We start from the raw sequence: 24,760 nt of genomic DNA on the forward strand, positions 1-24,760 counted from the left end.
TCACTCCTCCTTCATCGACGCTACCCTGCCCCCGTGATCAGATGGCGCAAGGGCGAGGTCGTACGGATCCGACGCGAGTGGCCGGGAGCGGTGGAGCTGGACGTCACCGTGCCCGAGGGTGAGTGCAAGGCGCTGGCGTACCCGCCGTTGGTGGGCCGCCCGCAACCCGGCGACGAGGTGCTGCTCAACACGACCGCGCTCGCGATGGGTCTCGGTACGGGAGGTTACGCCATGGTGGTGGCCGTCCCTAACCGTTTGCCGGAAGATCCCTCCGGCCCCGGGCACCTGGTGAAGGCCCGGTACACGCCGCTGCAGGCCACGGTGCTGGGCGCCGACGAGCAGGACTCCCCGCATCACGACAGGCTGCGCGAGGCGGACTCCATCGACGGCATGCCGGTGATCGTGGCCGACCTGCACTCGGCCCTGGCGCCGATCCTGTGCGGCCTGTACGAGGCCAGGCAGGGCGTGCGGGTGGCGTACGTGATGCAGGACGGCGGCGCGCTGCCGTCGTGGTTCTCGATGTCGGCGGCCCGGCTGCGCGAGACCGGCTGGCTGGCCGGGGTGGTGACGGTGGGTCAGGCGTTCGGCGGCGACGTCGAGGCGGTCACCGTGCACACCGGGCTGCTCGCGGCGAAGTATGTGCTGGAGGCCGACCTGGCGATCGTCGCGCAGGGGCCCGGCAACCTGGGCACGGGCACCCGGTGGGGCTTTTCCGGGGTGTCGGCCGGCGAGGCGGTGAACGCGGCGGGCGTGCTGCTCGGGCGGCCCGTGGCGGCACTGCGGGTCAGCGAGGGCGACAAGCGCGAGCGCCACTACGGCGTCTCCCACCACTCGCTGACCGCCTACGGCCGGGTGGCGCTGACGCCCGCCGACGTGCCGGTGCCCGAGCTGCCCGGCGAGTTCGGCGAGCGGGTCAGGGATCAGGCGGAGCTGCTGGCCGTACGGCACCGCCTGGTGCCCGTCCCCGTGGACGGCCTGCACGAGGCGCTGCGCGAGTCGCCGGTGCGGCTGTCGACGATGGGCCGGGGGCTGGAGGAGGACCTGGCCTACTTCCTCGCCTCGGCGGCGGCGGGCAGGCACGCGGCCTCGCTGCTGGGCTCCGGGTAGGGGTCCTTGAACGTGAACGCCTCGGGGCCGGGCCCTTCGGTCCTGAGGCGTTCCAGCCGTTCCATGGCCTCGGCCAGGGACGGGATCGTGCCCTCGGGCACCCACCACATCACCATGTACGGCTCCGCCATGCGCAGGAACCACTCCCTGCGCCGGCGCAGCACGCCCAGATGAGGGCTGCGGTAGACGTAGTCCCACAGCGACTCCATCGACTCCCACACCGAGAAGTTGACCAGCAGCAGGTCGCCGTAGTCGTGCTTGACGGTGGCCGTGGGGTCGGTCTCGCTCTCCTTCAGCCGCCACACGAAGCCGGGGGCCTCGTCGGCGATGGCGTTGATCGGTTCGAGCAGGGCGACGAACTCGGCGATCTCGGGGCTGTCGACGGGTGCGCGCAGATGGGCGATGTTGAGCTGGGCGAGATGCATGGGCTCAGCTCACCATCGGGGGCACTTCTATGTCAATATGGATTTGTTTTAGAAGCGCGGGGCCGGTCACTCAGCGCCGGCCCCGTCCTGCCGTACCGGGGAATCGGGTTGCTCGAACCGCTTGACCTGCTTGAACGCGACACAGCACTCGCCGGGGCGCGGATCCAGCTCCGCTCTGGCCGGATCGTCGCCCAGCCCTTCCAGCAGGCCCTGGCACAGCGCCAGATTCATCGAGCACACCAGCAGCGGCTGCTCCCGCGCCAGCACGTGGAACGGGCAGTTGCGCAGCCGCAGCCGCCCGCCCTCCTCGTACGGCTCGTAGCCGCGCTCGCGCAGCACCCGCTCCACCGGCTCGCCCCGCCGCTTCCCGGCCAGCCGCGCGCCCGCCGCCCGCGCCGCCGCCTCCGCCCGCTCCTCCGCGCCCAGCCCGTCGACCGCCTCGGCCAGGACGGAGGCGAGCGTCAGGTAGTCGCGCGGCGGCAGGCTCACAGAACGCTCGCTGCTCGCCCTGCGATAGACCTTGGCGGGACGGCCGCTGCCCGGGCCCTTCTTCTCCGGCCGGCGGAACCCGCTCTCCAGCAGGCCCGCCTCCACCAGCTTGTCGAGGTGGTGACCGGCCAGCGTCCTGGACACGCCCGCCGCCTCCGCCGCCTCGCCGCGGCCCACCTCACCGCCGTGCGAGGCGACGACGTCGTACAGGCTGCGGCGGACGGGGTCGTGCAACAGGGCCAGCGCCTCGAGGTCGCCGCCGCTCAGGGGCTCGCTACTCACACGCGGAGTCTAAAGCCGCCGCTCCACCCGCTTCAGCACGCAGACGCGGCTGGGCTCGCGGGTGCCCGAACCGTACTTCTTCCAGCATCCGCCCTTCTTCAGCACGCGGATGTCGATGTAGCGGGGCGCGCCGTAACGGCGGTGCACGGCCTTGGCGTTGCGCAGCAGGCGCGCGGCCGCCTTGTTCGCCTTGGCGCGGGACGAGGCGAAGGCGGTCACCCAGGTCACGCCGGGGTCGCCGCCGAAGTGGCAGTGTCTGACGCCCTTGCAGAACGGCGGGTTCGCGGTGGCGCTCGCGGCCGGTGCCAAACCCAGCAGAACGGCTAAGGCCGCAACCATCACGACAAGTGAACGGATCATGGGAAATATCCTGCCTTAGTAGGCCCCGATGACGTCCACGACGAAGACCAGCGTGTCGGACCCTTTGATCCCGTACTCGGGGCGGCCGGCCGGGCCGTACCCGTACGCGGGCGGCACCACCATCGCGACCCTGCTGCCCACCGGCACGCCCGCCAGCCCCTTCTCCCATCCGCTGATCACGCCGCCGTCGCCCAGCTTGAACGCCTTCGGCCCGCCGGACGTCCACGTCGCGTCGAACACCCTGCGGGTGCTCCAGACGGCGCCCGCGTACTGGGTCACCACGAGCATCCCCGGCCGCACCGGCGGGCCTTCTCCCCTGCGCAGCACCGTGGAGGCGAACGCGCGCGGCGGCGCGCCGCGCGGCACGCTCAGCGAGGGCCTGGGGCCGCCGCCGATCCGCACGCCCGCCAGCTCGCCGGGACCCGCCGCCACCGCGTCGTCCCGGTGATGTGCGCCGAGGACGTCCACGACGTAGAACAGCTCCTCCCCCGCCTTCAGGCCGCGCGGCGGGGCCGCGCCGAACCCCTCCTCAGGCGGGATCGCCACGGTCACCCTGCTGCCCACCCTGCGGCCCCGCAGCGCCCGCTCCAGCCCCGGCAGCAGCTCGCCCACCGGGAACGCGGCCGGGGTGCCCCGGGTGAAGCTGGAGTCGGCAAGGCGGTTGGCCGCGCCGTCCCAGACGTGCGCGGTGTACTGCACGATCGCCAGATCGCCGGTCTTCAGCGGCTCGCCCCTGCCGGCGACCGGCTCGCCCACCCGCAGCTCTGCGGCCGGCCTGGCGGCGGGGAAGACGATCGTCGGACGCGCCCCGAACGGCCCGCCCACCTGCGGCTCACGCTCGGCGTCGTCACCCGTGCACCCGGCGGCCGCCGGCAGCGCCAGCACGGCCGCCACCAGCATCCGCACAGGCGCGCTCACGAACCGGATCCGCAAGGCCCGGAGAGCCGGCACCGGCCCTCGCGGCGTCCACGGCGTCCACAGCGTCCCTGGTGTCCGTGGTGTCCACGGCCTTCCTGGTGTGCACGGTGTATGGGTGGCGGCACGGCGGCGCATCGGCCCTCCCACGCGAAACGGCCCGGCGGCGCCATGCCACCGGGCCTCGCGATGTTACCGGGCCGCCCGCGGGCGAACCGGCGGAACGCCGATCTGGCGTCCCAGGGGCCGCCTGGCGGGCCCTCAGACCTGATGGGCCCGTTCAGCGACTCAGTAAGCGCCGAGGACGTCCACGACGAACACCAGCGTGCTGTTGGCCGGGATGCCCTGCTGCTCCTGGCTGCCGTAGCCCATCTCCGGCGGAATGCTCATCACGACCCGGCTGCCGACCGGAACCCCGGCCAGACCCTTCTGCCAGCCCTGGATCACCTGAGCGAGCGGGAACTCGGCCGGCTCGCCACGCTCCCAGCTGGAGTCGAACTGCTTGTCCGTCCCCCAGATCTTGCCCGTGTAGTGCACGGTGAGCGTCTGGTTCGCGGTCACCTCCTCGCCGGTGCCCTTGATCAGCGTCTTGACCACGAGGTCCTTGGGAGCCTTCTCCTTGGTCTTCGTGGTCAGCGTCGGCGCCTTGTCACCGCCCGGGTTCTCGACCTTCACACCCTTGATCGACTCGCTGGTCTCCTCGCCGGTGGCGGCCTTCAGCGGCGCGGGCCGCGTACCGACCACGTCGAACACGAACACCTTCGTCGGCTCGGTCTGCGCGGCCTGCTGCTGGCCCTGCACCGAGTCGTTGGCCAGCACGGCCAGCAGCCGCCCGCCGCTCTTGACCTTGGTGAAGCCCTCCTGCAGCACCTTCGGCAGCTGCTCGGTCACCGGGATCGTCTCCGGCGCCTTCGTGTCGTACGACGACCCCTGGACCGCGTTGTCCTTGCCGTCCCAGTTGTAGACGGTCAGGTTCACGATCACGCGGTCGCCCGCCTTGACGCCCTCGCCGTTCCCTGGCTCGATCACCTCGTACGACGAGGTGGTCGCGGGCGAACCGGACGGGAACGTCACGTTGGGCTTGGCCCCGACGTTCCCCTCGACCTTGAGCCCGGACGATCCGCCAGTGGAGGCGGTCGTGCCGGAACCGTCGTCGGAGCCGCAGGCGGCGGCAAACAAGATCAATGGCACGGCGGCCAGTACGGCCAGAGCGCGGCGCATGAATTTCCCTCGGAAGAGACGTCAGATTCGCGTCACACTACCCGACTTCGCAGTAGGGCCGTGGTAAACGGCACCCCACATCCCGCCCTGGCCCGGCGCCCGCGCACGACCGGCGCGGCCCCGGCCCCTCACACAGGGACACGGGCCGCGCCGGCGCCCTGCGCTCACATGCCGGCGATCAGCTTGTCGACCCGCTCGTCCACGCTCCTGAACGGGTCCTTGCACAGCACGGTCCGCTGCGCCTGATCGTTCAGCTTGAGATGCACCCAGTCGACGGTGAAGTCACGCCGCTTCTCCTGCGCCTTGCGGATGAACTCGCCCCGCAGCCGGGCCCGCGTGGTCTGCGGCGGCACCGACTTGGCCTCGAAGATCTTCAGGTCGGACGCCACCCGCTCCACCGAGCCGCGCTTCTGCAGCAGGTAGTACAGGCCGCGCTTGCGGTGGACGTCGTGGTAGGCCAGGTCGAGCTGGGCCACCCGCGGCGACGACAGCGGCAGGTCGTACTTGCGGCGATACCGCTCGATCAGCTGGTACTTCGTCACCCAGTCGATCTCGCGCGCCACCAGATCGAGGTTGCCGGTGTCGACCGCGGTCAGCGTGCGCTCCCACAGCTCAAGCACCCGATGGGTGATGGCGTCGCCGCCGCGCCGGTCGACGAAGTCCTTCGCCTTCGACAGGTACTCCTGCTGGATCTCCAGGCTCGACGCCTCGCGCCCGTTCGCCAGCCGCACCCTGCGCCGGCCCGTCATGTCGTGGGAGACCTCGCGGATGGCCCTGATCGGGTTCTCCAGCGACAGGTCGCGCATCACCGTACCCGACTCGATCATGCGCAGCACCAGGTCGGTGGCGCCCACCTTGAGCAGCATCGTGGTCTCGCTCATGTTCGAGTCGCCCACGATGACGTGCAGGCGGCGGAACCGCTCGGCGTCCGCGTGCGGCTCGTCACGCGTGTTGATGATCGGCCGCGAACGGGTCGTGGCGCTGGAGACGCCCTCCCATATGTGCTCGGCCCGCTGGGACACGCAGTAGACCGCGCCGCGCGGCGTCTGCAGCACCTTGCCCGCGCCGCACACGATCTGCCGCGTCACCAGGAACGGAATCAGCACATCCGCCAGCCGGCCGAACTCGCCATGCCTGCCCACCAGATAGTTCTCGTGGCAGCCGTAGGAGTTGCCGGCCGAGTCGGTGTTGTTCTTGAACAAGTAGATGTCACCGGCGATGCCCTCTTCGCGCAACCGCTTCTCGGCATCCACGAGCAGGCCCTCGAGGATGCGCTCCCCGGCCTTGTCGTGGGTGACGAGCTCGATGACGTTGTCACACTCGGGTGTTGCGTACTCAGGATGGCTGCCCACGTCGAGGTACAGACGTGCGCCGTTGCGGAGAAAGACGTTGCTCGATCGGCCCCAGGACACGACCCGCCGGAACAGGTACCGCGCGACCTCGTCGGGGGACAGCCTGCGCTGGCCCCTGAACGTGCAGGTCACGCCGTACTCGTTCTCCAGCCCGAAGATGCGACGATCCATCACCTCACACTATGCCCACGGATCGGCGAGCGGGAGAGATCTTTCCCATGTGTTTTCCGGTTCGGGCCCCGAACGACTCCCCGACCGGGCCCGCAAGCCTGTCCAGGCCGGGCCTGGAGGTCTCCCGACCGGATGTCAAAACTGTCGCTGAACGCCTCCCTGACGGCGCTTCGAGGCTGTTCCCGCCGGTGCGCTGCGGGCGTTGCGACCGGACCCCGAGACTGTTCCTCGCCGGACCCTGCCCGCAGGCATTTCCCGCCGGACGTCGATGCCTTCCCCTGCCGGGCCTGCGGAGCGCCTGGGTTCGTATCCCCGCGCCCGCCCCCACGGGGCGCGGGTTCCGCCACGACGCAGGTCAGGGAGTGAAGATCTCCTGAACCTTGACGATCTTGCCCTTGTAGACGGTGATGAGCGAGGGGATCGGCGTCCTGCGGTGCCGTTTGATCAGCGTGGACCTGGAGCACCGCTTGCTGCCCAGGCTGCTGTTGCGGGTGGTGGTCAGCTCGCCCATCCAGGATTTGCAGCCGAAGGCCGACAGGTAGATCACGTCCTTGGCGATGGGCGAGGCGTAGGCCATCACGTTGCCCTCGGGCGGGCCCACGAAGTAGCCCTCGGTGTGCTTGGCGGGCTTCCACTTGACGGGTTCGTACTCGGCGACGTTGCCGCGGATGTGGGTGATCCGGCCGCGCAGGATGCCGTTGCGGCGGGAGTGGATGCCCTTGGTGAAGTCGTGCTTCGGGTCGGACTGGAAGGTGGTGCCGAAAATCTTCGGCGCCTTGAACTTCGGAATCTTCGGGGCCGCTTCAGCGGGCGCGCCCGAGGCCAGCATCACGGCCGTGGCGGCTCCTAACGCCACCAGGCCACGTAGTGGAGTTCTCACGGCTTTTAAGATCCCGGGGCGGCCTGGCAAGTTCGGACGTATCAGAGTGAAACAGGTCACACTCCCCGCCCTTCCCCACGGACAGGCCCCGCCCCTTGCCAACCTCCATTTCGCCCTGCGCAGCAAGCCCTTCCGCCCTCCCCTACCGGCGCGGAGCCCCCGAACGGAACCGCTCCCCCACCGCCCGGCTCACCCGTGACGGGGTCCGTCCCTCGCGGCGCGGGCCTCTCCGAACAGTCCCCTCCCCGCCCATCGCTCAGCCCCCACACACGAAACCCCCGAGGCGATAGCTCGGCCCGCGCCACGCAGCCCTCCTGACTACCCGGCCGCGCCAGGCAACCCCGCCGACTACCCGGCCGCGTCCGCCAATTACCCGGCCGCTCCACGCAACCCCGCTGACTACCTGGCCGTCCCACGCAACCCCGCCCTACCTGGCCGTCCCACGCAAACCCCGCCGACTACCTGGCCGCTCCACGCAACGCCGGCCACGCAACCCCGGCCAGCCACTCGGCCAACGCACGCAACCCCGGCCAGCTGCTCAGTCCGCGCCACGTGGAACCCCTCACCGATCGGCCCCGCGCCAGGCAGAACCCTCCCCCACCGATCGGGACTGCCCCGGCTTGATCCCCCGGCGGCCGGCGCCTGTCCGCGTAACGGGACCTGTCCGCGCCCCTGAGCCCCCTCCCGCCCCACGGCGGGGTGATCAGCGCCACGAGGACACGACGCCTCCCAGAGGCCCGTAGCGGGCCGCTCACGGCCGGCACAAGCCCGAGCGACCCGCACGCCCGAACGGCCCACAGCTACCCGACGGCCGGGACAGCCCGCACAGCCGAACGGCCCGCACAAGCCCGAACCATCCGCACAAGCCCGGACGATCCGCACACTCGAACGGCCCGCAGGTACCCCGACGGCCTAGACGACCCGCACCCGCCCCCTAGACGCCCGCACCCCCCGGACGACCCGCACGTGGTTGAACGACACCCCTACGGGGCCGGACGGCCCGCACATGGCCGGACACGCCGGTGGGGCCGCCGAAGAACGGCGGCCCCACCGGAGCGGAACACCTGATCGCTTACAGCGGAGACGACCCGTCGTCCACCGGACCCTCAGGACCCGTGGGCGGCGGCGTGGAGGGCTTGTCACCCGACGACGCAGCACCCTCGCCGCCGGAGCCGGAACCGGAGCCGGAGTCGGACGACTCCGCGGGCGGCGTGGCGGACTGCGCGAGCAGCCGCTCGAGCCGCGCCCCGGTCAGCCGCTGGAACTTGCGGTGCTCGCGGTTACGGTCGAGCACCGCCACCTCGAGCTGGTTCACCGGCGGACGCTCCCCGCCCGGCTCGGTCAGCGCGGCCAGCGCCACCTCCAGCGCCTCGGCCAGCGTCATGTCCTCGCGGTAACGCTCCTTCAGCCGCGAGGCGACCGCCTCCGCCTGCCCGCCCATGGCCGCGAAGCCGTGCTCGTCGAAGACCGAGCCGTCGAAGGTCAGCCGGTAGATGGCGTCGCCGTCCTTGGTGTCGCCCACCTCGGCGACGACCACCTCGACCTCGAGCGACTTGATCGACTCGGTGAAGATGCGGCCCAGGTTGGAGGCGTACAGGTTGGCCAGGCCGCGCCCGGTGACGTCGGACCGGTCGTAGGTGTAGCCGTTGATGTCGGCGTACCGGATGCCGCCGAGCCGCAGCTCTTCGAACTCGTTGTAGCGGCCCACGGCCGCGAACCCGATGCGGTCGTAGATCTCGCTGATCTTGTGCAGCGCCCTGGACGGGTTGGGGGCGACGAACAGGATGCCGTCGACGTATTGGAGCACGACCACGGAACGGCCCCGCGCGATGCCCTTGCGCGCGTAGTCGGCCTTGTCCCGCATGATCTGCTCGGGGGACGCATATCCGAATGGCATGGACACAGTCATGATCCTTTGCTAGCGCAGCGGGGCGATGGGACCGTCGGGCGCGATCAGGCGGGCGTCGAGCATCTGCTGGACATAGCCGCTGACCTCGTCGTCGGACAGGCGGCGGAAACCGTCGGCGTCGATCACGGCCACCACCGGCCAGATCTTCCTCGCAACGTCGGGCCCACCGGTCGCCGAGTCGTCGTCGGCGGCGTCGTAGAGCGCCTGGATCAGCGTCATCACCGTGTCGTCGGCCGTCGCGCCGTCGCGGTAGAGCTTCTTCAGCGACCCGCGCGCGAAGATCGAACCGGAGCCGATCGCGTCGAACCTGTCACGCTCATAAGGCCCGCCCGCCACGTCGTAGCTGAAGATGCGGCCCTCGTCCTTGTCGGGGTCGTAGGCGGCGAACAGCGGCACCACCACCAGGCCCTGCATCGCCATGCCCAGGTTGCCCCTGATCATCGTGGCGAGCCTGTTGGCCTTGCCCTGGACCGACATCGTGCGGCCCTCGAGCTTCTCGTAGTGCTCCAGCTCCACCCGGTAGAGGCGGGCGAACTCAAGACCCGTGCTGGCCGTGCCCGCGATGCCCATGCACGAGTAGTCGTCGGCGCGAAACACCTTCTCCACGTCACGCTGCGAGATGATGTTGCCGGACGTGGCCCGCCGGTCGCCCGCCATGACCACGCCACCGGCGAAGGTGGCGGCCACGATCGTGGTCGCGTGCGGAACCTGGTCGCCGATCGGGGTGGCCAGCATCTCGTCGCGACGTGGCAGCAGCTCCGGCGCGTACGAGCTGACGAACTCCGTGAACGAGGAACTCCCGGTGTTCTGGAAAAGCTGATTCACCAAGCCGACGGGCAGATCCCTGTGCGATGCCACGCGACTCCCTCCAAACGTTCAGTGTTCCTAGGGCGACCCTACTCATGTTGGGTTGCTGTCTGCACTTCCCACGATCAGCTCACGGCGAACCAGGCTCCCCGTCCCGCCCGAAAGATGTTGTACGCCCGAGACGTAAGCAACCGCCCCTCCAGCCCCCCTTCCGTAACCGCATCCCGGCCCGCCCCGCTCCCCCGCCCGGCCGTCATACTGGCGGCATGGGCAGCACGTCCACCCCGTCACCTGGGGCCCGCCCCAGGGACTGGATCCTGCACCTCGACCTCGACCAGTTCATCGCCGCGGTCGAACTCCTGCGCCACCCCGAGCTCCGCGGCAAACCCGTCGTCGTCGGCGGCACCGGCGACCCCACCCAGCCGCGCACCGTCGCCGCCACCGCCACCTACGAGGCCCGCGCATACGGCGTCCACTCCGGCATGCCCCTGCGCACCGCGCTCAGACGCTGCCCCGACGCCGTCTTCCTCCCCACCGACCCGCCCGCCTACGAGGCCGCCTCACAACGCGTCATGGACGTCCTGCGCGAGCACCCCGTCCGCGTCGAGGTCTGGGGCTGGGACGAAGCCTTCATCGGCGCCGCCACCGCCGACCCCGAGGCACTCGCCGCCGCCCTCCAGCACGCCGTACGCGAACGCACCCGCCTCGACTGCTCCATCGGCATCGGCGACAACAAGCACCAGGCCAAACTCGCCTCAGCCTTCGCCAAACCCGCCGGGATCTACCGCCTCACCAGCGACAACTGGGCCGAGGTCATGAACGACCGCCCCACCGACGCACTCTGGGGCATCGGCGCCAAAACCGCCAGGAAACTCGCCGCACACGGCCTGCACACCGTCGCCCAGCTCGCCGCCGCCGACCCCGCCGACCTGGCCCGCCACTTCGGCCCCACCAACGGCCCCTGGTACCGCTACCTCGCACTCGGCAGAGGCGAAGCCGAAGTCGTCACCACCCCATGGATCGCCCGCGGCCACAGCCGCGAGACCACCTTCACCCGCGACCTCACCGACGCGGCCGACGTCGCCGCCCACGTCACCGCCCTCGCCCAGCAGGTCGCCCGCGACGCCACCGAAGCCGGCCGCGAGATCATCCGCGTCACCGTGAAGATCCGCTCAACGCCGTTCCTGACCCGTACCCGCCACTCCACGCTCCCCGCCCCCACCACCGACGCCGCCGTCATCACCGACACGGCCCGCGCCATACTCGCCCGCCACGACCTCACCCGCCCCATCCGTCTCATCGGCGTGGCCGTCGACTACACCATGCCCGCCCGCGAGACGGAAACGGAGCCGGGCCCCACCCCCGGCCCCTGAACCGCGGCCCTCACCCCACCCGCGTCACCCGCGAGTAGAACTCCGACCGCGCCTCTTCCTCGGCTCTGATCAGCTCCTCCAGCTCTTCATCAGAGACCACCACCTCATCGAACCCATACTCCGCCGCCGCCTCCACATAGGAGAGCGCACGGCGCACCACCTCCGGATCATCACGGAACTGCCCGATCCCGGTATTGCACGGCAGACACAGCACATGCCGCACCGCACCGTACCGGTGGCAATGATCCACGCGCTCCGGCGGCCGATCCCAGCACACCACGCACAACCCGTGCTGATCCGAGATCATCCGCTCGACGTCCTCATGCCGCACCCGATAACGCCGCGACAAGTGATACGTCCGCGTCCGCGCCACCGGAGAATCGCCACGCCCCTCAGAAAGGACCACGAACTCCGGCCACAGCACCTCACCTTCCAGGTAGAGCGCGGCCAGCTCCAGCAACACCAGGTTGTCGGCGAAATGCCCCAGCCCGTTGTTGCAGTTGAAGCAGAGCACGCCCCGAACCCGGCCGGTCGTGTGACAGTGGTCGACGAACGTCCCGGGAACGACCCGGCAGATGGCGCAGAGCCCGCCCTGGCGGGCGAGCATGCGCTCGAAGTCGTCCTCGGTGATCCCGTAGCGGAGCTTCAGCTTGTAGTTGCGATCGCTCCCGTGGTTCTTGATCCGGTTTTCCAGCGTCACCTGCTTGTGACAGGACTTGCAGTAACTCGTGAGGCCGTCTCGCGCGGCGCGATTACGGCCGAACTCTTCCTTCGCCTTGACGGTCGAGCATCGAGGGCAGTACTTGCACCCTTCGGGGACCTCGACCCGCTCGCGCACGGTCTTGCCCTGCTCGGCTCTGCGCTTGCGGTAACTCGCGGCGGAACGCCGCCGGAAACAGACCTTGCAGTAGCGTGCCCGCCCGTCGGGCATGCGCTTGTTGGCCCCGAACTCCGAGAGCTCTTTGACCTCCCGGCAGTCGGGGCACCGCTTGAATCCGTCCGGCGCTTCCACCTGACTTGTCCCTTTTGCCTGTCCGTTTTGCCCTACTGTCCGCCCTTTTGCACGTACGAGCGCACGAACTCCTCTGCGTTCTCTTCGAGAACTTCGTCTATTTCGTCCAGAATGGAGTCGACATCGTCCGTGAGCTTCTCCTGGCGCTCCTGGACGTCCGGCGACACGGCCGCCTCGGTCTCCTCGACCTCGGTCTCGCGCCGTCCGGCCTGCTTCTGACCACCGGTGTCCTTGGTTGCCATGTCCTACCTCCAGTGGGGGACTGCCTCTAGGGATATCTTCCCCGAACGGGCCGACATTTCGCGCCGATCGCTCCGCGATCTTGTTTTCATGATCGGCCGGCCCGGTCGTCCGGGCCCGGATCCCCATATCCGCAGGCTATGGGAGATGTCCGACATGTCGCCGATCAGGACTGATGTGCTCCTCATCACAGTACCGCTGGTGCGCTTGTGACCGTCTGGGCGGGCGCAGGCGCGCCTGCACGGGGCGATCGAGGGACGGCAGGAAGCGCACACGCGCCTCCAGAGGCCGGGCACGAGGTACGGGCCGAGCGGTGCAGGGGCGGAACGCGACGCGCGGCTGGGCAACACAGAGGCCGAGCGAGAGGTACGCCCAGAGCAGGGCACGGTCACGCCGGAACCGGCCTGCCGCGAGCACGGCCAGCGCGGCACGCCGACGAGCCCCCGCTCCGGGAAGAGCGGACGGCTGTGAGCCCCCAGTGGAGCGGGGCGGGCCGCAACCCGGCAGAGCGGGGCGGGCCGCAGCCCGGCAGAGCGGGGCGGGCCGCAGCCCGGTGAAGCGGCGGACGCCGCAGCCCGAAGAAGCGGCACAGGCCGCAGCGATCATGAGGGGCGGCCGGCCCGGGGTGCGTCACTCGCCGCCGGTGAGCGCCGAGACGAGGTCGGCGGCGGTGCGGCAGCGGTCGAAGAGCTCGCCGACGTGGGCCTTGGTGCCGCGCAGCGGTTCGAGGGTGGGTACGCGCTGGAGCGATTCGCGGCCGGGGATGTCGAAGATGACGGAGTCCCAGGAGGCGGCGGCCACGGATTCGCTGTATTGGCTGAGGCAGCGGCCGCGGAAGTAGGCGCGGGTGTCGGTGGGCGGGTGTTCGACGGCGCGCTGGACCTCTTCCTCGGTGACGAGGCGCTGCATGCGTCCGCGGGCGACGAGGCGGTTGTAGAGGCCGCGGTCGGGGCGGATGTCGCTGTACTGGAGGTCGACGAGCTGGAGCCTGGGGTGCGACCAGGGGAGGCCGTCGCGGCTGCGGTAGCCCTCGAGGAGTTCGAGTTTGGCGACCCAGTCGAGCTCGCGGGAGAGCTGCATGGGGTCTTCGGCGAGGCGGGTGAGCACGGACTCCCAGCGGTCGAGGACGTCCTTGTTCATCTCGTCCTGGGCGGTGCCGCGCTCTTCGACGTATTTGCGTGCCTGCTCGAGGTATTCCATCTGGAGCTGGACGGCGGTGAGCTTGCGGCCGTCGCGCATGGGGATCTCGTAGCGGCAGGTGGGGTCGTGTGAGACGGCGCGGAGTGCCTGGACGGGGTTTTCGACGGCGAGGTCGCGGGTGAGGAAGCCCTCTTCGATCATGGCGAGGACGAGGGCGGTAGTGCCGAGTTTCAGGTAGGTGCTGATCTCGGACATGTTGGCGTCGCCGATGATGACGTGGAGCCGCCGGTATTTCTCGGGGTCGGCGTGGGGTTCGTCGCGGGTGTTGATGATGGGCCGCTTGAGCGTGGTCTCCAGGCCGACTTCGACTTCGAAGAAGTCGGCGCGCTGGCTGATCTGGAAGCCTTCGCCGCGGGAGTCCTGGCCGATGCCGACTTTGCCGGCGCCGGTGACGACCTGGCGGGAGACGAAGAAGGGGGTGAGGTGGCGGACGATGTCGGCGAACGGGGTGGCGCGCCGCATGAGGTAGTTCTCGTGGCAGCCGTAGGAGGCGCCTTTGGCGTCGGTGTTGTTCTTGTAGAGCTGGATGGGCGCGTTGGAGGGGATGGCGGACGCGCGGGTGGCGGCGTCGTACATCACCCTCTCCCCCGCCTTGTCCCAGATGACGGCGGCCCTGGGGTTGGTGCATTCGGGCGAGCTGTACTCGGGGTGGGCGTGGTCGACGTAGAGCCTGGCGCCGTTGGTGAGGATGACGTTGGCCAGCCCAAGGTCCTCGTCGGTGAGCTGGGTGGGGTCGGCCACCTCCCTGGCCAGGTCGAAGCCGCGCGCGTCGCGCAGCGGGTTCTCCTCCTCGAAGTCCCATCGTGCCCTGCGCGCGCGGGCCGCCGAGGCGGCCAGGTAGGCGTTCACGACCTGTGAGGAGGTCACCATCGCGTTGGCGCCTGGCTGGCCGGGTACGGAGATGCCGTACTCGGTCTCGATGCCCATCACCCGACGCACCGTCATGCAACACCCTCTGTTCGTCCGGGTCTGTCTATCCGCCGTTTATATGCCCGAGCCTATGCCCTTCACAGTGCCCCAGGGTCACAGAGTTATGGCACCGACGCCTTTTCCACCTGTACGGCCGGAGCTGCTGGGGTTTGTGGGGTTCTGCGGGGCTTGAGTAGCCGCTGGATGGGGCGTTCGGCAAAGGAGTAGACGAGATACGACAGCACGACGGCGGCCAGGGTCGTCACCGTGGCGACGGCCCAGGGCGGCAGGTCCCCGGTGAGCACGGGGATGAGGGCCACCGCGATGACGCTATGGAAGAGGTAAAGCGGGTATGTCGTGCCGCCGAGCGCGGTGAGGATCTTGGAGGGCCGCAGCCGGAGGAGGCCGAGCGCGACGAGGGCCATCGCGAGGTAGATGAGGGTGATGGTGACGATGACGCTCGTGTCGGTGACGGGCATGTTCTTGAACCCGGCGAGGTCGATCCTGCTGTGCACGCGGCCGAGCGCGGCGGGCAGTGACAGGCCGTATCCGGCGAGTACGTAGAGCCACGGGAGCCAGGCGCTGCCGTGTTTGTGGATGAGGTAGAGGGCCATGCCGGCGATGAAGTAGGGGGCGTACTTCGGCATGACGATCTCGTCGAGCACGGGGTTCTCGAGGAGCCTGGCGGCGACGGTGGCGGCCAGCCAGAGGCCGGCGAAGATCAGGACGCGGCCGTAGGTGACGCCGGCGATGACGAGGATGGCGATGAGGAGGTAGAAGCGCAGCTCGGCCCAGAGCGACCAGTAGACGCCGCTGGCATCTGTGATCTTGAACAGGCGCTGGAACATGGTGGCGTTCACCAGGTACTCGCCTGGGGAAAGTTTTGGGTTCAGCGGCTTGGCGCCGGTGAGGGCGTACAGGGCGGCGATGGCGGCGAGGCTGAGCCAGTACGCGGGGTAGAGCCGCACGAGCCGGGAGCGGGCGAACGCGCCGAGCCCGCGTCCCCAGACGCTCATGAGGATGACGAATCCGCTGATGACGAAGAACAGCTCGACACCGAGGATGCCTAAGCCCGCGAAGGGGGCGAGCGCGGGGAACAGCTCGGCGGGGCGGTCTCCCCAGACGCTCGCGTAGGCGACGAGGTAGTGGAAGGCGACGACGGCCAGGGCGGCGAGGAAGCGCAGCAGGTCGAGTTCGGCCAACCGGCCGTTCCCCCGTGCGTGTCGTGACCGATTGGGTGCGTGCACGCCCCTTGGACGTCACATTGATCACTCTGGTTCCATCCGTCCCTCTGTTCCCACCAGCAACACGCGTGACGTGCCGTCGAGGGCGAGCGCGGCGCGGGCGGCAGAGCTGAGATGGAGCAGACCGGCGGCTCCCGCGGCGCCGCAGCCGGACAGGTGGACGCCGTGGCCGGCGAGCAGTCGTGCGGCCTGTTCGGCCTGCTCGTCGGTGACGGTGATGTAGAGGTCGGCGAGGGTGCGCAGGAGGTGGTGGGCGATGAGCGAGGGTTCGCGGCAGTCGAGCCGCCCGAGCGCGGTGCGGCTTGGGGGCAGCCGGACGGGTTCGCCCGCGCGGGCGCTTTCGAGCAGGCAGGCCGCGCTCTCGGGCTCGACGACGACGATCTTGGGCTGCTCGCCCCACCGGTCGCGTACGTATCCGGCCGCGGCGGCGGCCAGCCCGCCCACGCCGGCCTGGACGAACACGTGCGTGTACGGCCCGCCGGCGTCGGCGGCCTCGTCGAAGAGCACGCTGTAGCCGCGCATGACCTCCAGGGGGATCTCGGTGTAGCCGGCCATGAGCTGTCGGACACCAGCCGCAGGCCGTGCCGCTCGGCGTCCCGGCGGGCGGCGGCCATGCTGTCGTCGTAGTCACGGCCGCTGCGGCGCACCTCGGCGCCGAGGCCGCGCAGCCGGTCAGCGAACGTCTCGGGCACGCTCTCGCTGAGGTGGGCGACGCAGGGGACGCCTGCTTCGGCGGCGCCGGAGGCGACGGAGATGCCGTGGTTGCCGGCGCTGGCGCAGACGAACGGGGCGCCGCCGGGTTCGCGCTCGGCGAGCAGGTGCACCGCGTACGCGCCGCCGAGCGCTTTGAAGCTGCCGAGCCCCATCCGTCCGCTCTCGTCCTTGATGTCGGCGGCGAGGGTGCCGGCGAGGCCGGGGATGGCGCGCAGGGGTGTGGGCCGGTAGCGGGGGTGGCGGGCGATGCGGGCGCGGGCCTGCCGGGCGTGCCCGGCCCCGATGAGCGCGCGGTCGTGCGCGGTGTACGGGGCGCGGGCGGGGTTGGCGAATTCCATGATCGCCATGCTAGGCGGGGGCGGCCGGGTGGTCTCGGGCGGCGGCGACGGCGGCCTGGCCGAGGCTGAGCCCGCCGTCTCCCGGCGGCACGCGGACGTGCCGCAGGACGCGGAACCCGGCCGCGCGCAGCCGCTGAAGGGTGCGGTCGAGGAGCAGCGCGTTCTGGAAGAGCGCGCCGGTGAGTGCGACGGCGGTGAGCCCGGTGGCCTGCCTGAGCGCGACGCAGGTGCGGGTGACGGCGGCGGCGAGTCCGTTGTGGAAGCGGCCGGCGATGGCGGCGGTGGCGGTGCCGGCGGCGAGGTCGTCGGCGGCGGCGCGGACGAGGTCGGCGGTCTCGACGACGAGCGGTCCCTCACCGGTGGTGAGCGCCGCGGGATAGGCGGCGGTTTCGGCCGGATCGGCGTGCTGTTCGAGCTCGGCGGCGGCCTGCCCCTCGTAGGTGATGGTGTCGCGCAGGCCGAGCAGCGCGGCGAGCGCGTCGAACAGGTGGCCCGCGCTGGAGGTGAGCGGCGTCTCGCGGCCGGTGCCGGCCTGCTGGAGCGCTCCGGCGAGCCGGTCGCGCAGGCCCGGGTCGCAGGGGTGGTCGCCCAGGTAGGCGGCGGCCATGCGCAGGGGGCGGCGGGCGGCGGCGGGCCCGCCGGGCATGGGGACCTGGGCGAGGTGGGCCAGGCGCTGGTAGCCGGTGAGGTCGGCGCGCAGGAACTCGCCGCCCCAGATGGTGCCGTCGGGGCCGTGGCCGATCCCGTCGAGCACGACGCCGATGACGGGGCCGAGGTCGCCGTTGTCGGCCAGGCAGGCGGCGACGTGGGCGTGGTGGTGCTGGACGGCGACGTGGCCCGCGGCGGTGAGCTGGAGCGCGTGGCGGGTGGCGAGGTGGCCGGGGTGCGCGTCGTGGGCGACGATCTCGGGCCGGATGCCGAGCAGGTCGCAGTAGTGGCCGACGGCACTGGCGAAGGCGCGCAGGGTGTCGTGGTCGTCGAGGTGGCCGAGGCGCTGGGACAGGTGGGCACGGCGGCCGTCGAGCAGGCAGAAGGTGCTGTCGATGGTGGCGCCGCAGGCGAGGACGGCGCGGGGTGCGGGGCGGCGCAGCGCGATGGGGTCGGGGGCGTGGCCGCGGCCGCGGCGCAGCACGGTGATCTCGCCGGCGAGGGGGCGCAGGACGGTGTCGTCGGCGCGGGTGCAGATGGCGCGGTCGTGGGTGAGGAAGGCGTCGGCGATGCCGGACAGGCGGGTGAGGGCGTCGGCGTCCTCGTACGCGATGGGCTCTCCCGCGACGTCGCCGCCGGTAAGCGCGAGGGGCTCGCCGAGCTCGGCGAGCAGGAGGTGGTGCAGCGGCGTGGCGGGCAGCGCGATGCCGAGGATGCGGTGGCCGGGCGCGACGGAGGGCGCGACGGGCGCTCCGGGGCGGCGGGGCAGCAGCACGACGGGCCTGGCGGGGCCGGTGAGGAGGGCCGCGGCGGTGTCGTCGATCTCGCAGCAGCGGCGGGCCTGGGCGAGGCCGGCGGCCATGACGGTGAACGGCTGCTCGGCGCGGTGCTTGCGGCCGCGCAGGGCGGCGACGGCGGGTTCGCAGGCGGCGGCGCAGGCGAGGTGGTAGCCGCCGGGGCCTTTGACGGCGATGACGCGGCCGGTGCGCAGCAGCGCGGCGGCGCAGGTGACGGGGTCGCCGCACAGCTCGGTGCCGCGGGCGTCGCGCAGCTTGAGCGCGGGGCCGCAGGCGGGGCAGCAGGTGGCGGGGTCGCCGAAGCGGCGGCTGTCGGGGTCGTCGTGCTCGCGGGCGCAGTCGGCGCACATGGCGAAGGGGGCCATGGTGGTGTGCGGCCGTTTGCGGGGGCGGGCGCGGGTGATGCCCAGCCGGGGGCCGCAGTTCGCACAGCCGGTGAAGGGGTAGCGGTGGCGGCGGCTCGCCGGGTCGGCCAGCTCGCGCAGGCAGTCGTCGCAGGGGGCGAGGTCGGCGAGCGCGGCGGCGGTCCGGAGGGCTCCGGGGTCGGCGGTGGCGATGGTGAAGCCGCGGTGTCCTGCGGGTTCGCCGCTGACGACGGTGACCCGTTCGATCTCCGACAGGGCGGGCGCGTCGCGTTCGAGCGCGGTGAGGAACTCCTCGACGCCGGTACGGGCGCCCTCGATCTCGATGTGCACACCGTTCACGTCGTTGCGGACCCGGCCGGACAGGCCGAGGCGGCCGGCCAGCGAGCACACGAAGGGGCGGAAGCCCACTCCTTGGACGATGCCTTCGACGTGCACGTCGACGCGTTTGAGCGTGGTCACACGGCCAGTGTGCGCCTGCAGGGGGTGCCGTGCATGTGATCGGGCGTCCTCGGCGCGCCGCGCGGGGGACGCATCACGTCTTTACGGGACGTAGGGGAACGCGGCAGGGCCGCGCGGTGGTGTCCGCGCGGCCCTGCCGTCTGGAGACTTCTACAGGTACTGGCCGGTGTTGGCGACGGTGTCGATGGACCGGCCGGCTTCGGTGCCCTGCTTGCCGGAGACCAGCGTGCGGATGTAGACGATCCGCTCGCCCTTCTTGCCGGAGATGCGGGCCCAGTCGTCGGGGTTGGTGGTGTTGGGCAGGTCCTCGTTCTCGGAGAATTCGTCCACGCAGGCCGTGAGCAGGTGCTGCACGCGCAGGCCCTTCTGGCCGGTCTCGAGGTACTGCTTGATGGCCATCTTCTTGCCCCGGTCGACGATGTTCTGGATCATCGCGCCGGAGTTGAAGTCCTTGAAGTAGAGGACTTCCTTGTCGCCGTTGGCGTAGGTCACCTCGAGGAAGCGGTTCTCCTCGCTCTCGGCGTACATGCGCTCGACGACGCTCTGGATCATCCCCTGGATGGTGGCCTCGCGGGAACCGCCGTGCTCGGCCAGGTCGTCGGGGTGCAGCGGCAGGTCGGGGACGAGGTACTTCGAGAAGATGTCCTTGGCGGCCTCGGCGTCCGGCCGCTCGATCTTGATCTTGACGTCCAGGCGGCCGGGCCGCAGGATCGCCGGGTCGATCATGTCCTCGCGGTTGGACGCGCCGATGACGATGACGTTCTCCAGGCCCTCGACGCCGTCGATCTCCGACAGCAACTGGGGAACGATGGTGTTCTCGACGTCGGACGACACGCCGGAGCCTCGGGTGCGGAAGATCGAGTCCATCTCGTCGAAGAACACGATCACCGGGGTGCCCTCTGAGGCCTTCTCACGTGCCCGCTGGAAGACCAGGCGGATGTGCCGCTCGGTCTCGCCGACGTACTTGTTGAGCAGCTCCGGGCCCTTGATGTTGAGGAAGAAGCTCTTGCCGGACTGGCCGGTCTTCTCCGCGACCTGCTTGGCCAGGGAGTTGGCGACGGCCTTGGCGATGAGCGTCTTGCCGCATCCGGGCGGGCCGTACAGCAGCACGCCCTTCGGGGGACGGAGCTTGTGCTCGCGGAACAGCTCGGAGTGCAGGTAGGGCAGCTCGATGGCGTCCCTGATCTGCTCGATCTGCCGGCCGAGGCCGCCGATCTCCTCGTAGGAGATGTCGGGGACCTCTTCGAGCACGAGCTCTTCGACTTCGGACTTGGGTATGCGCTCGTAGACGTAACCCGAGCGAGGCTCCAGCAGGAGCGAGTCGCCGGCCCTGATGGGCTGGCCGATGAGCGAGTCGGCCAGCCGCACGACGCGCTCTTCGTCGGCGTGCGAGATGACCAGGGCCCGCTTGCCCTCGTCGAGCAGTTCTTTGAGCATCACGATCTCGCCGACCTCTTCGTAGCCGAGTGCTTCGACCACGTTGAGCGCCTCGTTGAGCATGACCTCCTGGCCACGCCGCAGCTGGCTGATGTCGACGGACGGGCTGACGTTCACCCGGAGCTTGCGGCCCCCGGTGAACACCTCGATCGTGCCGTCTTCTCTGGCCTCGAGGAAGGTGCCGAAGCCGGATGGCGGCTGCGCCAGCCGGTCGACCTCCTCCTTGAGAGCGACGATCTGGTCCCGGGCCTCCTTGAGTGTGGCGACCAGGCGCTCGTTCTGGCCTGTCACGGCCGCGAGATTCGCCTGTGCCTCATGGAGACGCTCTTCGAGGACCCTGGCCTGACGGGGTGACTCGGCCAGCTTCCGCCTCAGCGCGGCGATCTCCTCTTGGAGGAAGGAGACCTGTGTTGAAAGATCAGCGACCTCCCGTTCGCGCTGCGCGGCTCGAGCCTCAGCATCATCGCGAGCTGCCACGCCCCGTCACCTCCTTCCCAGTCGAGGGCGACTACTTAGGACCTTACCTATCTCGGGCCCCTCCGTAACCTGGCCGGGCAGTGTTCGTAGAGTGACAATCAGTATTCGGTGAATAATCCCCAATAGGGCGTTTAATACTCCCAGCATAGGAACACGGCGATCTGTTCCCGTGTCACGCACCGGCGCACCCTCGTGGCCAAATTGTCATAGTTCCTCGGTCGTCCCCTTCGGTCGGCGGCGGCGCGGCGGCGGGGTCACGCCGTCGGCCATGCGGCGGGCGGTGACGAGGAACCCGGTGTGTCCGATCATGCGGTGATCGGGTCGTACGGCGAGTCCTTCGACGTGCCAGTCGCGAACCAGGGTCTCCCACGCATGCGGCTCGGTGAAACACCCGTGATCGCGAATGGCCTCGACCACTTTGGACATCTGCGTGGTCGTGGCGACGTAGCAGCAGATCACGCCGCCCGGCGTGAGCGCCTTGGCGGCGGCGTCGAGGCACTCCCACGGGGCGAGCATGTCGAGGATGACGCGGTCGACGTCGGCCTCGTCGATGGAGTCCGCCAGGTCGCCCACCACCAGGCGCCAGTTGTCCTCCATGGGGCCGCCGAAGAACTTCTCGACGTTCTTGCGCGCCACGCCGGCGAAGTCCTCGCGCCGCTCGTACGAGGTGACGCGGCCCTCGGGGCCGACCGCGCGCAGCAGGAAGCACGTCAGCGCGCCCGAGCCGACGCCGGCCTCGATGACCCTGGCGCCGGGGAAGATGTCGGCCATGCCGACGATCATCGAGGCGTCCTTGGGGTAGATCACGGCCGCGCCGCGCGGCATGGCGAGCGTGTAGTCCTGCAGCAGGTGGCGGAAGGCGAGGTATTGGGTGCCGCCGGAGGAACGCACCACGGAGCCTTCCGGCTGTCCGATCAGATCGCTGTGCGGGATGGCGCCCTTGTGCGTGTGGAAGACGCCGTCCTCTTTGAGCGTGATCGTGTGGCGCTTGTTCTTGGGGTCGGTGAGCTGCACCTGATCCCCCACCTGGAAAGGCCCATGCCTGCGGAAACCCATGGCGGCAAGGTTATAGGGCTTTCGGGGGCGTCAGGACGCACGATATCTATGGGGGATGCTCCCTCGCGATGTGATCTCCGCCGGCCCGCTGATCCTGCGTCCTCCCGTGGAGGCGGACGCGCCCGCGATCGCCGAGGCCTGCGGCGACGCGGTCACCGCGCGGTTCCTGCCGGGGCTGCCGTGGCCGTACTCGGTGGAGGAGGCCCGCGAGGAGATCAAGCGGGCGGCGATGCGCTGGGAGGACGGCGGCGCCGCCTTCGCGATCACGCGCGACGGCCGGTACGCGGGCGCCGTCTGGGTGAGCCCGCCCGACCACTGGGAGACGGCCGAGCTGGGCTTCCTGGTGGCGCCGTGGGCGCGCGGTGAGGGCGTGGCGGCGACGGCGGCGCGGGCGGTGACCGACTGGCTGTTCGACCGCGGGGTGCGCAGGGTCGAGCTGCAGGCCGAGGTGGAGAACGTCGCGGCGCTGCTGGCGGCCTGCCGTGCCGGGTTCGTCGAGGAGGGGCGGCGGCGCGACGCCGTGCGGCTGCGCGACGGCCGCTGGGCCGACCTGGTGACGTTCGCCAGGCTCCGGGGCGAGGCGGGCGCGCGCACGGAGCCGTACCTGCCGTTCTTCCCCGGCGGCGAGCTGAGCGACGGCGTGGTGCGGCTCGCGCCGCTGACCGTCGAGGACGCGGGCGACTTCCACCGGATGATGGCCGAGCCGAGCGTGGCCGCGTACTCGGTGAGCCCGCCCCGGTCGCTGGAGGACGACGAGCGGCGCTGCCGCTACACCGGCTACTGGTGGGTGTCGGGGCAGCGCATCGAGCTGGCGATCAGGGACGCCGCCTCCGACGCCTTCGCGGGGCATCTGCAGCTCATGGAGGTCGCGCCTCCTTTGGGACAGGCGATGATCGGCTACTCGCTGCTGCCGGGCTTCCGCGGGCGCGGGTTCATGACACGGGCCGTACGGCTGCTGGTGGACTGGGCGTTCGCCGCCACGCCGCTGCACCGGATCGTGGCCGGGACCGACGCCGGCAACCTCGCCTCGCAGGCGGTGCTGGAACGTGCCGGGTTCCAGCGGGAGGGGCTGCACCGGGAGCTGCTGCCGCGCCCGGACGGCACGCGGGGCGACGACGTGCACTGGGCGGTCCTGCGCTCCTCCTGAGGGGTCTTGCCTGCCCTCCCAGGGGCCGGAAGAGGAGTTCGGAGCCGGCCGGAGGGATAGCGGCGAGGCCGGGGCGGCCTGAGGGCCTTTCCGTTTTGGGGACGTATGGTGCAGTTGCGGCAGGAAAGGCGTTAAGAGCGGGCAAAAATCCCGATTTCCTCTTGAGGGCTGGCCAAGTGCCGCATCGAGGGCGATAGTCAGGGAACCCCGCGGGCGAGTTTCGCGAACGGGCTGCGCGATCTCGCCCACTCCCCGCCTCGAGGGAGCACCGCGATGCCATACAACCGTGTCGATATCGCCGTGCGTGAGCTCATCACCGTGTTCTCCGGCGTGGAGCTCACCGACCTGATCGATCGGCTGGCGCGCGCCGCCGCCGCGGTCGCGGGCGCCGCGTACGCCGGGTTCGTCCGCGTGGACCCGCTGCGGGAGGAGGCGTGCTGCGTCCACGTGCACGGCCCGCCCGGCGATCCGCTGCGCCTGCGGCCGTGGCTGCACGAGTCGGGGGTGCTGAAGGAGCTGGCCGTCTCGGCGGCGGCCCTCCGGCTCTCTGCGGACCGGTCGGTGGGCGAGCCCGGTTTCCTGGCCGCGTCCGTGCCGGCGTCGGCGTGCGATCACGCCTTCGTGTGGGTCGCGGGACGGGAGTTCTCCGACGCGGACGAGCACCTGCTGAGCCGGTACGCCACCGCCGCCGGGAGGGCTCTGGAGGCGGCCAGCGGGATGGAGGCGGCGGTGCGGCTGTTACGCGGCGTACGGGCCTTCCGGCCGTCTCCGCGCTGATCCCGGCGGCGCTCTTGGGGACAGGCCGGATCACCGGATGCGGACGGCCGTTCCCCGGAAAAGCAGTCGTCAATCGCATTCAGCCGACGAAAGATCTTCGATTTCTACCGGGCACGCAGATACATGTGAATTGCCGGGAGCGCGGAATTCGGCGGCCGATTCTTCCCTCCCCCCGCGACCGCCGGATCCCCGTCCGCGCCCGGGGATCCGGCCCTCCCGGCCCGCCCCTCGCAAGGGCACGGCTCCGCCGGAGGGACGCGCGCCGCCCCGAGAGCCTGCTGGGCACTTGAGCGGCTGTAGCGTGGCCGTCCATGAGGGTGCTCATCGTGGGTGGCAGCGGTCTTCTCGGCGGCGAGCTGGTACGGCTCTGCGCCGCCCAGGGCCACACGGTGGCCGCGACCCGCTTCTCATCGCCACCCGGCCCCGGCACGCCCCGCACGAACGGGCCCGCGCAGGACGTACGCCCGGGAAGCGACGGCCCGGGCCCAGAGCCGGTCACGGCGGACGGGCGCCCGGTGACCGGCGGGCCGAGCCCGGCGCCGGGAGCGGCAGCGGCAGGCGGACCTGCGCCGGGTGAGCGGCTCGGGCCTGACCTGCGGACGCGGCCGAGCCCGACGACCGTGGCCGGTGGGCCGAGCCCGGCGCCGGG

General features: G+C 70.7%; 21 protein-coding genes and 1 pseudogene. 4 read left to right on the forward strand and 18 right to left on the reverse strand.

Annotated features, from left to right (window positions below; translation table 11 throughout):
- Positions 1-33: 33 nt before the first annotated feature.
- Positions 34-1,107: a DUF3866 family protein gene (locus ACFMQL_RS40745; protein ID WP_364065357.1), complete on the forward strand. Its 1,074-nt coding sequence runs from the start codon at positions 34-36 to the stop codon at positions 1,105-1,107.
- On the opposite strand, the gene ACFMQL_RS40750 is transcribed toward ACFMQL_RS40745, so the two are convergent.
- The 9 genes from ACFMQL_RS40750 to prcB all read right to left on the reverse strand — a co-directional run bounded on the left by ACFMQL_RS40750 (position 1,047) and on the right by prcB (position 9,969).
- Complete coding sequence (locus ACFMQL_RS40750; protein WP_364065359.1) at positions 1,047-1,532, reverse strand: DUF3291 domain-containing protein; 486 nt, start codon at positions 1,530-1,532, stop codon at positions 1,047-1,049. The two genes, ACFMQL_RS40745 and ACFMQL_RS40750, sit on opposite strands and share 61 nt — an antisense overlap.
- Before the next feature lie 66 nt (positions 1,533-1,598).
- Complete coding sequence (locus tag ACFMQL_RS40755; protein ID WP_378790270.1) at positions 1,599-2,288, reverse strand: helix-turn-helix transcriptional regulator; 690 nt, start codon at positions 2,286-2,288, stop codon at positions 1,599-1,601.
- A gap of 24 nt (positions 2,289-2,312) precedes the next feature.
- Positions 2,313-2,663, reverse strand: a complete 351-nt coding sequence (locus tag ACFMQL_RS40760) for a hypothetical protein (RefSeq protein ID WP_364065363.1) — start codon at positions 2,661-2,663, stop codon at positions 2,313-2,315.
- 15 nt (positions 2,664-2,678) lie between these two features.
- A complete protein-coding gene (locus ACFMQL_RS40765; protein ID WP_364065365.1) occupies positions 2,679-3,581 on the reverse strand; it encodes an FKBP-type peptidyl-prolyl cis-trans isomerase in 903 nt (300 codons plus the stop codon).
- Positions 3,582-3,866: 285 nt separating this feature from the next.
- Positions 3,867-4,799: an FKBP-type peptidyl-prolyl cis-trans isomerase gene (locus ACFMQL_RS40770; protein WP_378790063.1), complete on the reverse strand. Its 933-nt coding sequence runs from the start codon at positions 4,797-4,799 to the stop codon at positions 3,867-3,869.
- Between the two features lie 164 nt (positions 4,800-4,963).
- Positions 4,964-6,322: a Pup--protein ligase gene (gene pafA / locus ACFMQL_RS40775; RefSeq protein WP_364065370.1), complete on the reverse strand. Its 1,359-nt coding sequence runs from the start codon at positions 6,320-6,322 to the stop codon at positions 4,964-4,966.
- A 355-nt stretch (positions 6,323-6,677) separates the two neighbouring features.
- Positions 6,678-7,202, reverse strand: a complete 525-nt coding sequence (locus ACFMQL_RS40780; protein WP_364065372.1) for a hypothetical protein — start codon at positions 7,200-7,202, stop codon at positions 6,678-6,680.
- A gap of 1,072 nt (positions 7,203-8,274) precedes the next feature.
- Positions 8,275-9,099 (reverse strand): proteasome subunit alpha, encoded by an 825-nt coding sequence (gene prcA, locus ACFMQL_RS40785; protein WP_364065941.1) that lies wholly within the window; start codon positions 9,097-9,099, stop codon positions 8,275-8,277.
- Between the two features lie 21 nt (positions 9,100-9,120).
- On the reverse strand, positions 9,121-9,969 hold the full coding sequence (gene prcB / locus ACFMQL_RS40790) for a proteasome subunit beta (protein WP_364065374.1): 849 nt from the start codon (positions 9,967-9,969) through the stop codon (positions 9,121-9,123).
- 215 nt (positions 9,970-10,184) lie between these two features.
- Here prcB and ACFMQL_RS40795 point away from each other — a divergent pair, with 215 nt between their 5' ends.
- The gene (locus ACFMQL_RS40795; RefSeq protein ID WP_378790064.1) at positions 10,185-11,291 is read left to right on the forward strand and encodes a DNA polymerase IV; all 1,107 of its coding nucleotides are present in this window, start codon (positions 10,185-10,187) and stop codon (positions 11,289-11,291) included.
- 10 nt (positions 11,292-11,301) lie between these two features.
- Here ACFMQL_RS40795 and ACFMQL_RS40800 read toward each other — a convergent pair whose 3' ends face one another.
- From ACFMQL_RS40800 to ACFMQL_RS40840, 9 genes and pseudogenes are all read right to left on the reverse strand, one after another.
- Entirely contained in the window at positions 11,302-12,303 is a 1,002-nt protein-coding gene (locus tag ACFMQL_RS40800; protein WP_378790065.1) for an endonuclease VII domain-containing protein, read from the reverse strand.
- A 32-nt stretch (positions 12,304-12,335) separates the two neighbouring features.
- Entirely contained in the window at positions 12,336-12,545 is a 210-nt protein-coding gene (locus ACFMQL_RS40805) for a ubiquitin-like protein Pup (RefSeq protein ID WP_364065382.1), read from the reverse strand.
- A 628-nt stretch (positions 12,546-13,173) separates the two neighbouring features.
- Positions 13,174-14,688: a depupylase/deamidase Dop gene (gene dop, locus ACFMQL_RS40810; protein WP_364065384.1), complete on the reverse strand. Its 1,515-nt coding sequence runs from the start codon at positions 14,686-14,688 to the stop codon at positions 13,174-13,176.
- A gap of 86 nt (positions 14,689-14,774) precedes the next feature.
- Positions 14,775-15,854 carry an acyltransferase gene (locus ACFMQL_RS40815; protein WP_364065386.1) on the reverse strand — a complete coding sequence of 360 codons (1,080 nt, stop codon included), beginning with the start codon at positions 15,852-15,854 and terminating at the stop codon, positions 14,775-14,777.
- Between the two features lie 66 nt (positions 15,855-15,920).
- A complete protein-coding gene (locus ACFMQL_RS40820; protein ID WP_378790066.1) occupies positions 15,921-16,451 on the reverse strand; it encodes a pyridoxal-phosphate dependent enzyme in 531 nt (176 codons plus the stop codon).
- A 32-nt stretch (positions 16,452-16,483) separates the two neighbouring features.
- A pseudogene (locus tag ACFMQL_RS40825) lies at positions 16,484-16,957 on the reverse strand (pyridoxal-phosphate dependent enzyme); the annotation flags it as partial.
- 1 nt (position 16,958) lies between these two features.
- Positions 16,959-19,217 carry a carbamoyltransferase HypF gene (hypF, locus tag ACFMQL_RS40830; RefSeq protein WP_364065392.1) on the reverse strand — a complete coding sequence of 753 codons (2,259 nt, stop codon included), beginning with the start codon at positions 19,215-19,217 and terminating at the stop codon, positions 16,959-16,961.
- A 150-nt stretch (positions 19,218-19,367) separates the two neighbouring features.
- Entirely contained in the window at positions 19,368-21,131 is a 1,764-nt protein-coding gene (gene arc / locus ACFMQL_RS40835; protein WP_364065395.1) for a proteasome ATPase, read from the reverse strand.
- A gap of 204 nt (positions 21,132-21,335) precedes the next feature.
- Positions 21,336-22,187 (reverse strand): tRNA (adenine-N1)-methyltransferase, encoded by an 852-nt coding sequence (locus ACFMQL_RS40840; protein ID WP_364065398.1) that lies wholly within the window; start codon positions 22,185-22,187, stop codon positions 21,336-21,338.
- Positions 22,188-22,242: 55 nt separating this feature from the next.
- Between ACFMQL_RS40840 and ACFMQL_RS40845 the strand changes: the two genes are divergently transcribed.
- Positions 22,243-23,334: a GNAT family N-acetyltransferase gene (locus tag ACFMQL_RS40845; protein WP_378790067.1), complete on the forward strand. Its 1,092-nt coding sequence runs from the start codon at positions 22,243-22,245 to the stop codon at positions 23,332-23,334.
- A gap of 273 nt (positions 23,335-23,607) precedes the next feature.
- Entirely contained in the window at positions 23,608-24,111 is a 504-nt protein-coding gene (locus ACFMQL_RS40850) for a hypothetical protein (protein ID WP_364065403.1), read from the forward strand.
- Positions 24,112-24,760: the final 649 nt, after the last annotated feature.

It is taken from the genome of Nonomuraea fastidiosa (assembly GCF_042751225.1).
In the GTDB taxonomy this organism is placed as follows: domain Bacteria; phylum Actinomycetota; class Actinomycetes; order Streptosporangiales; family Streptosporangiaceae; genus Nonomuraea; species Nonomuraea fastidiosa.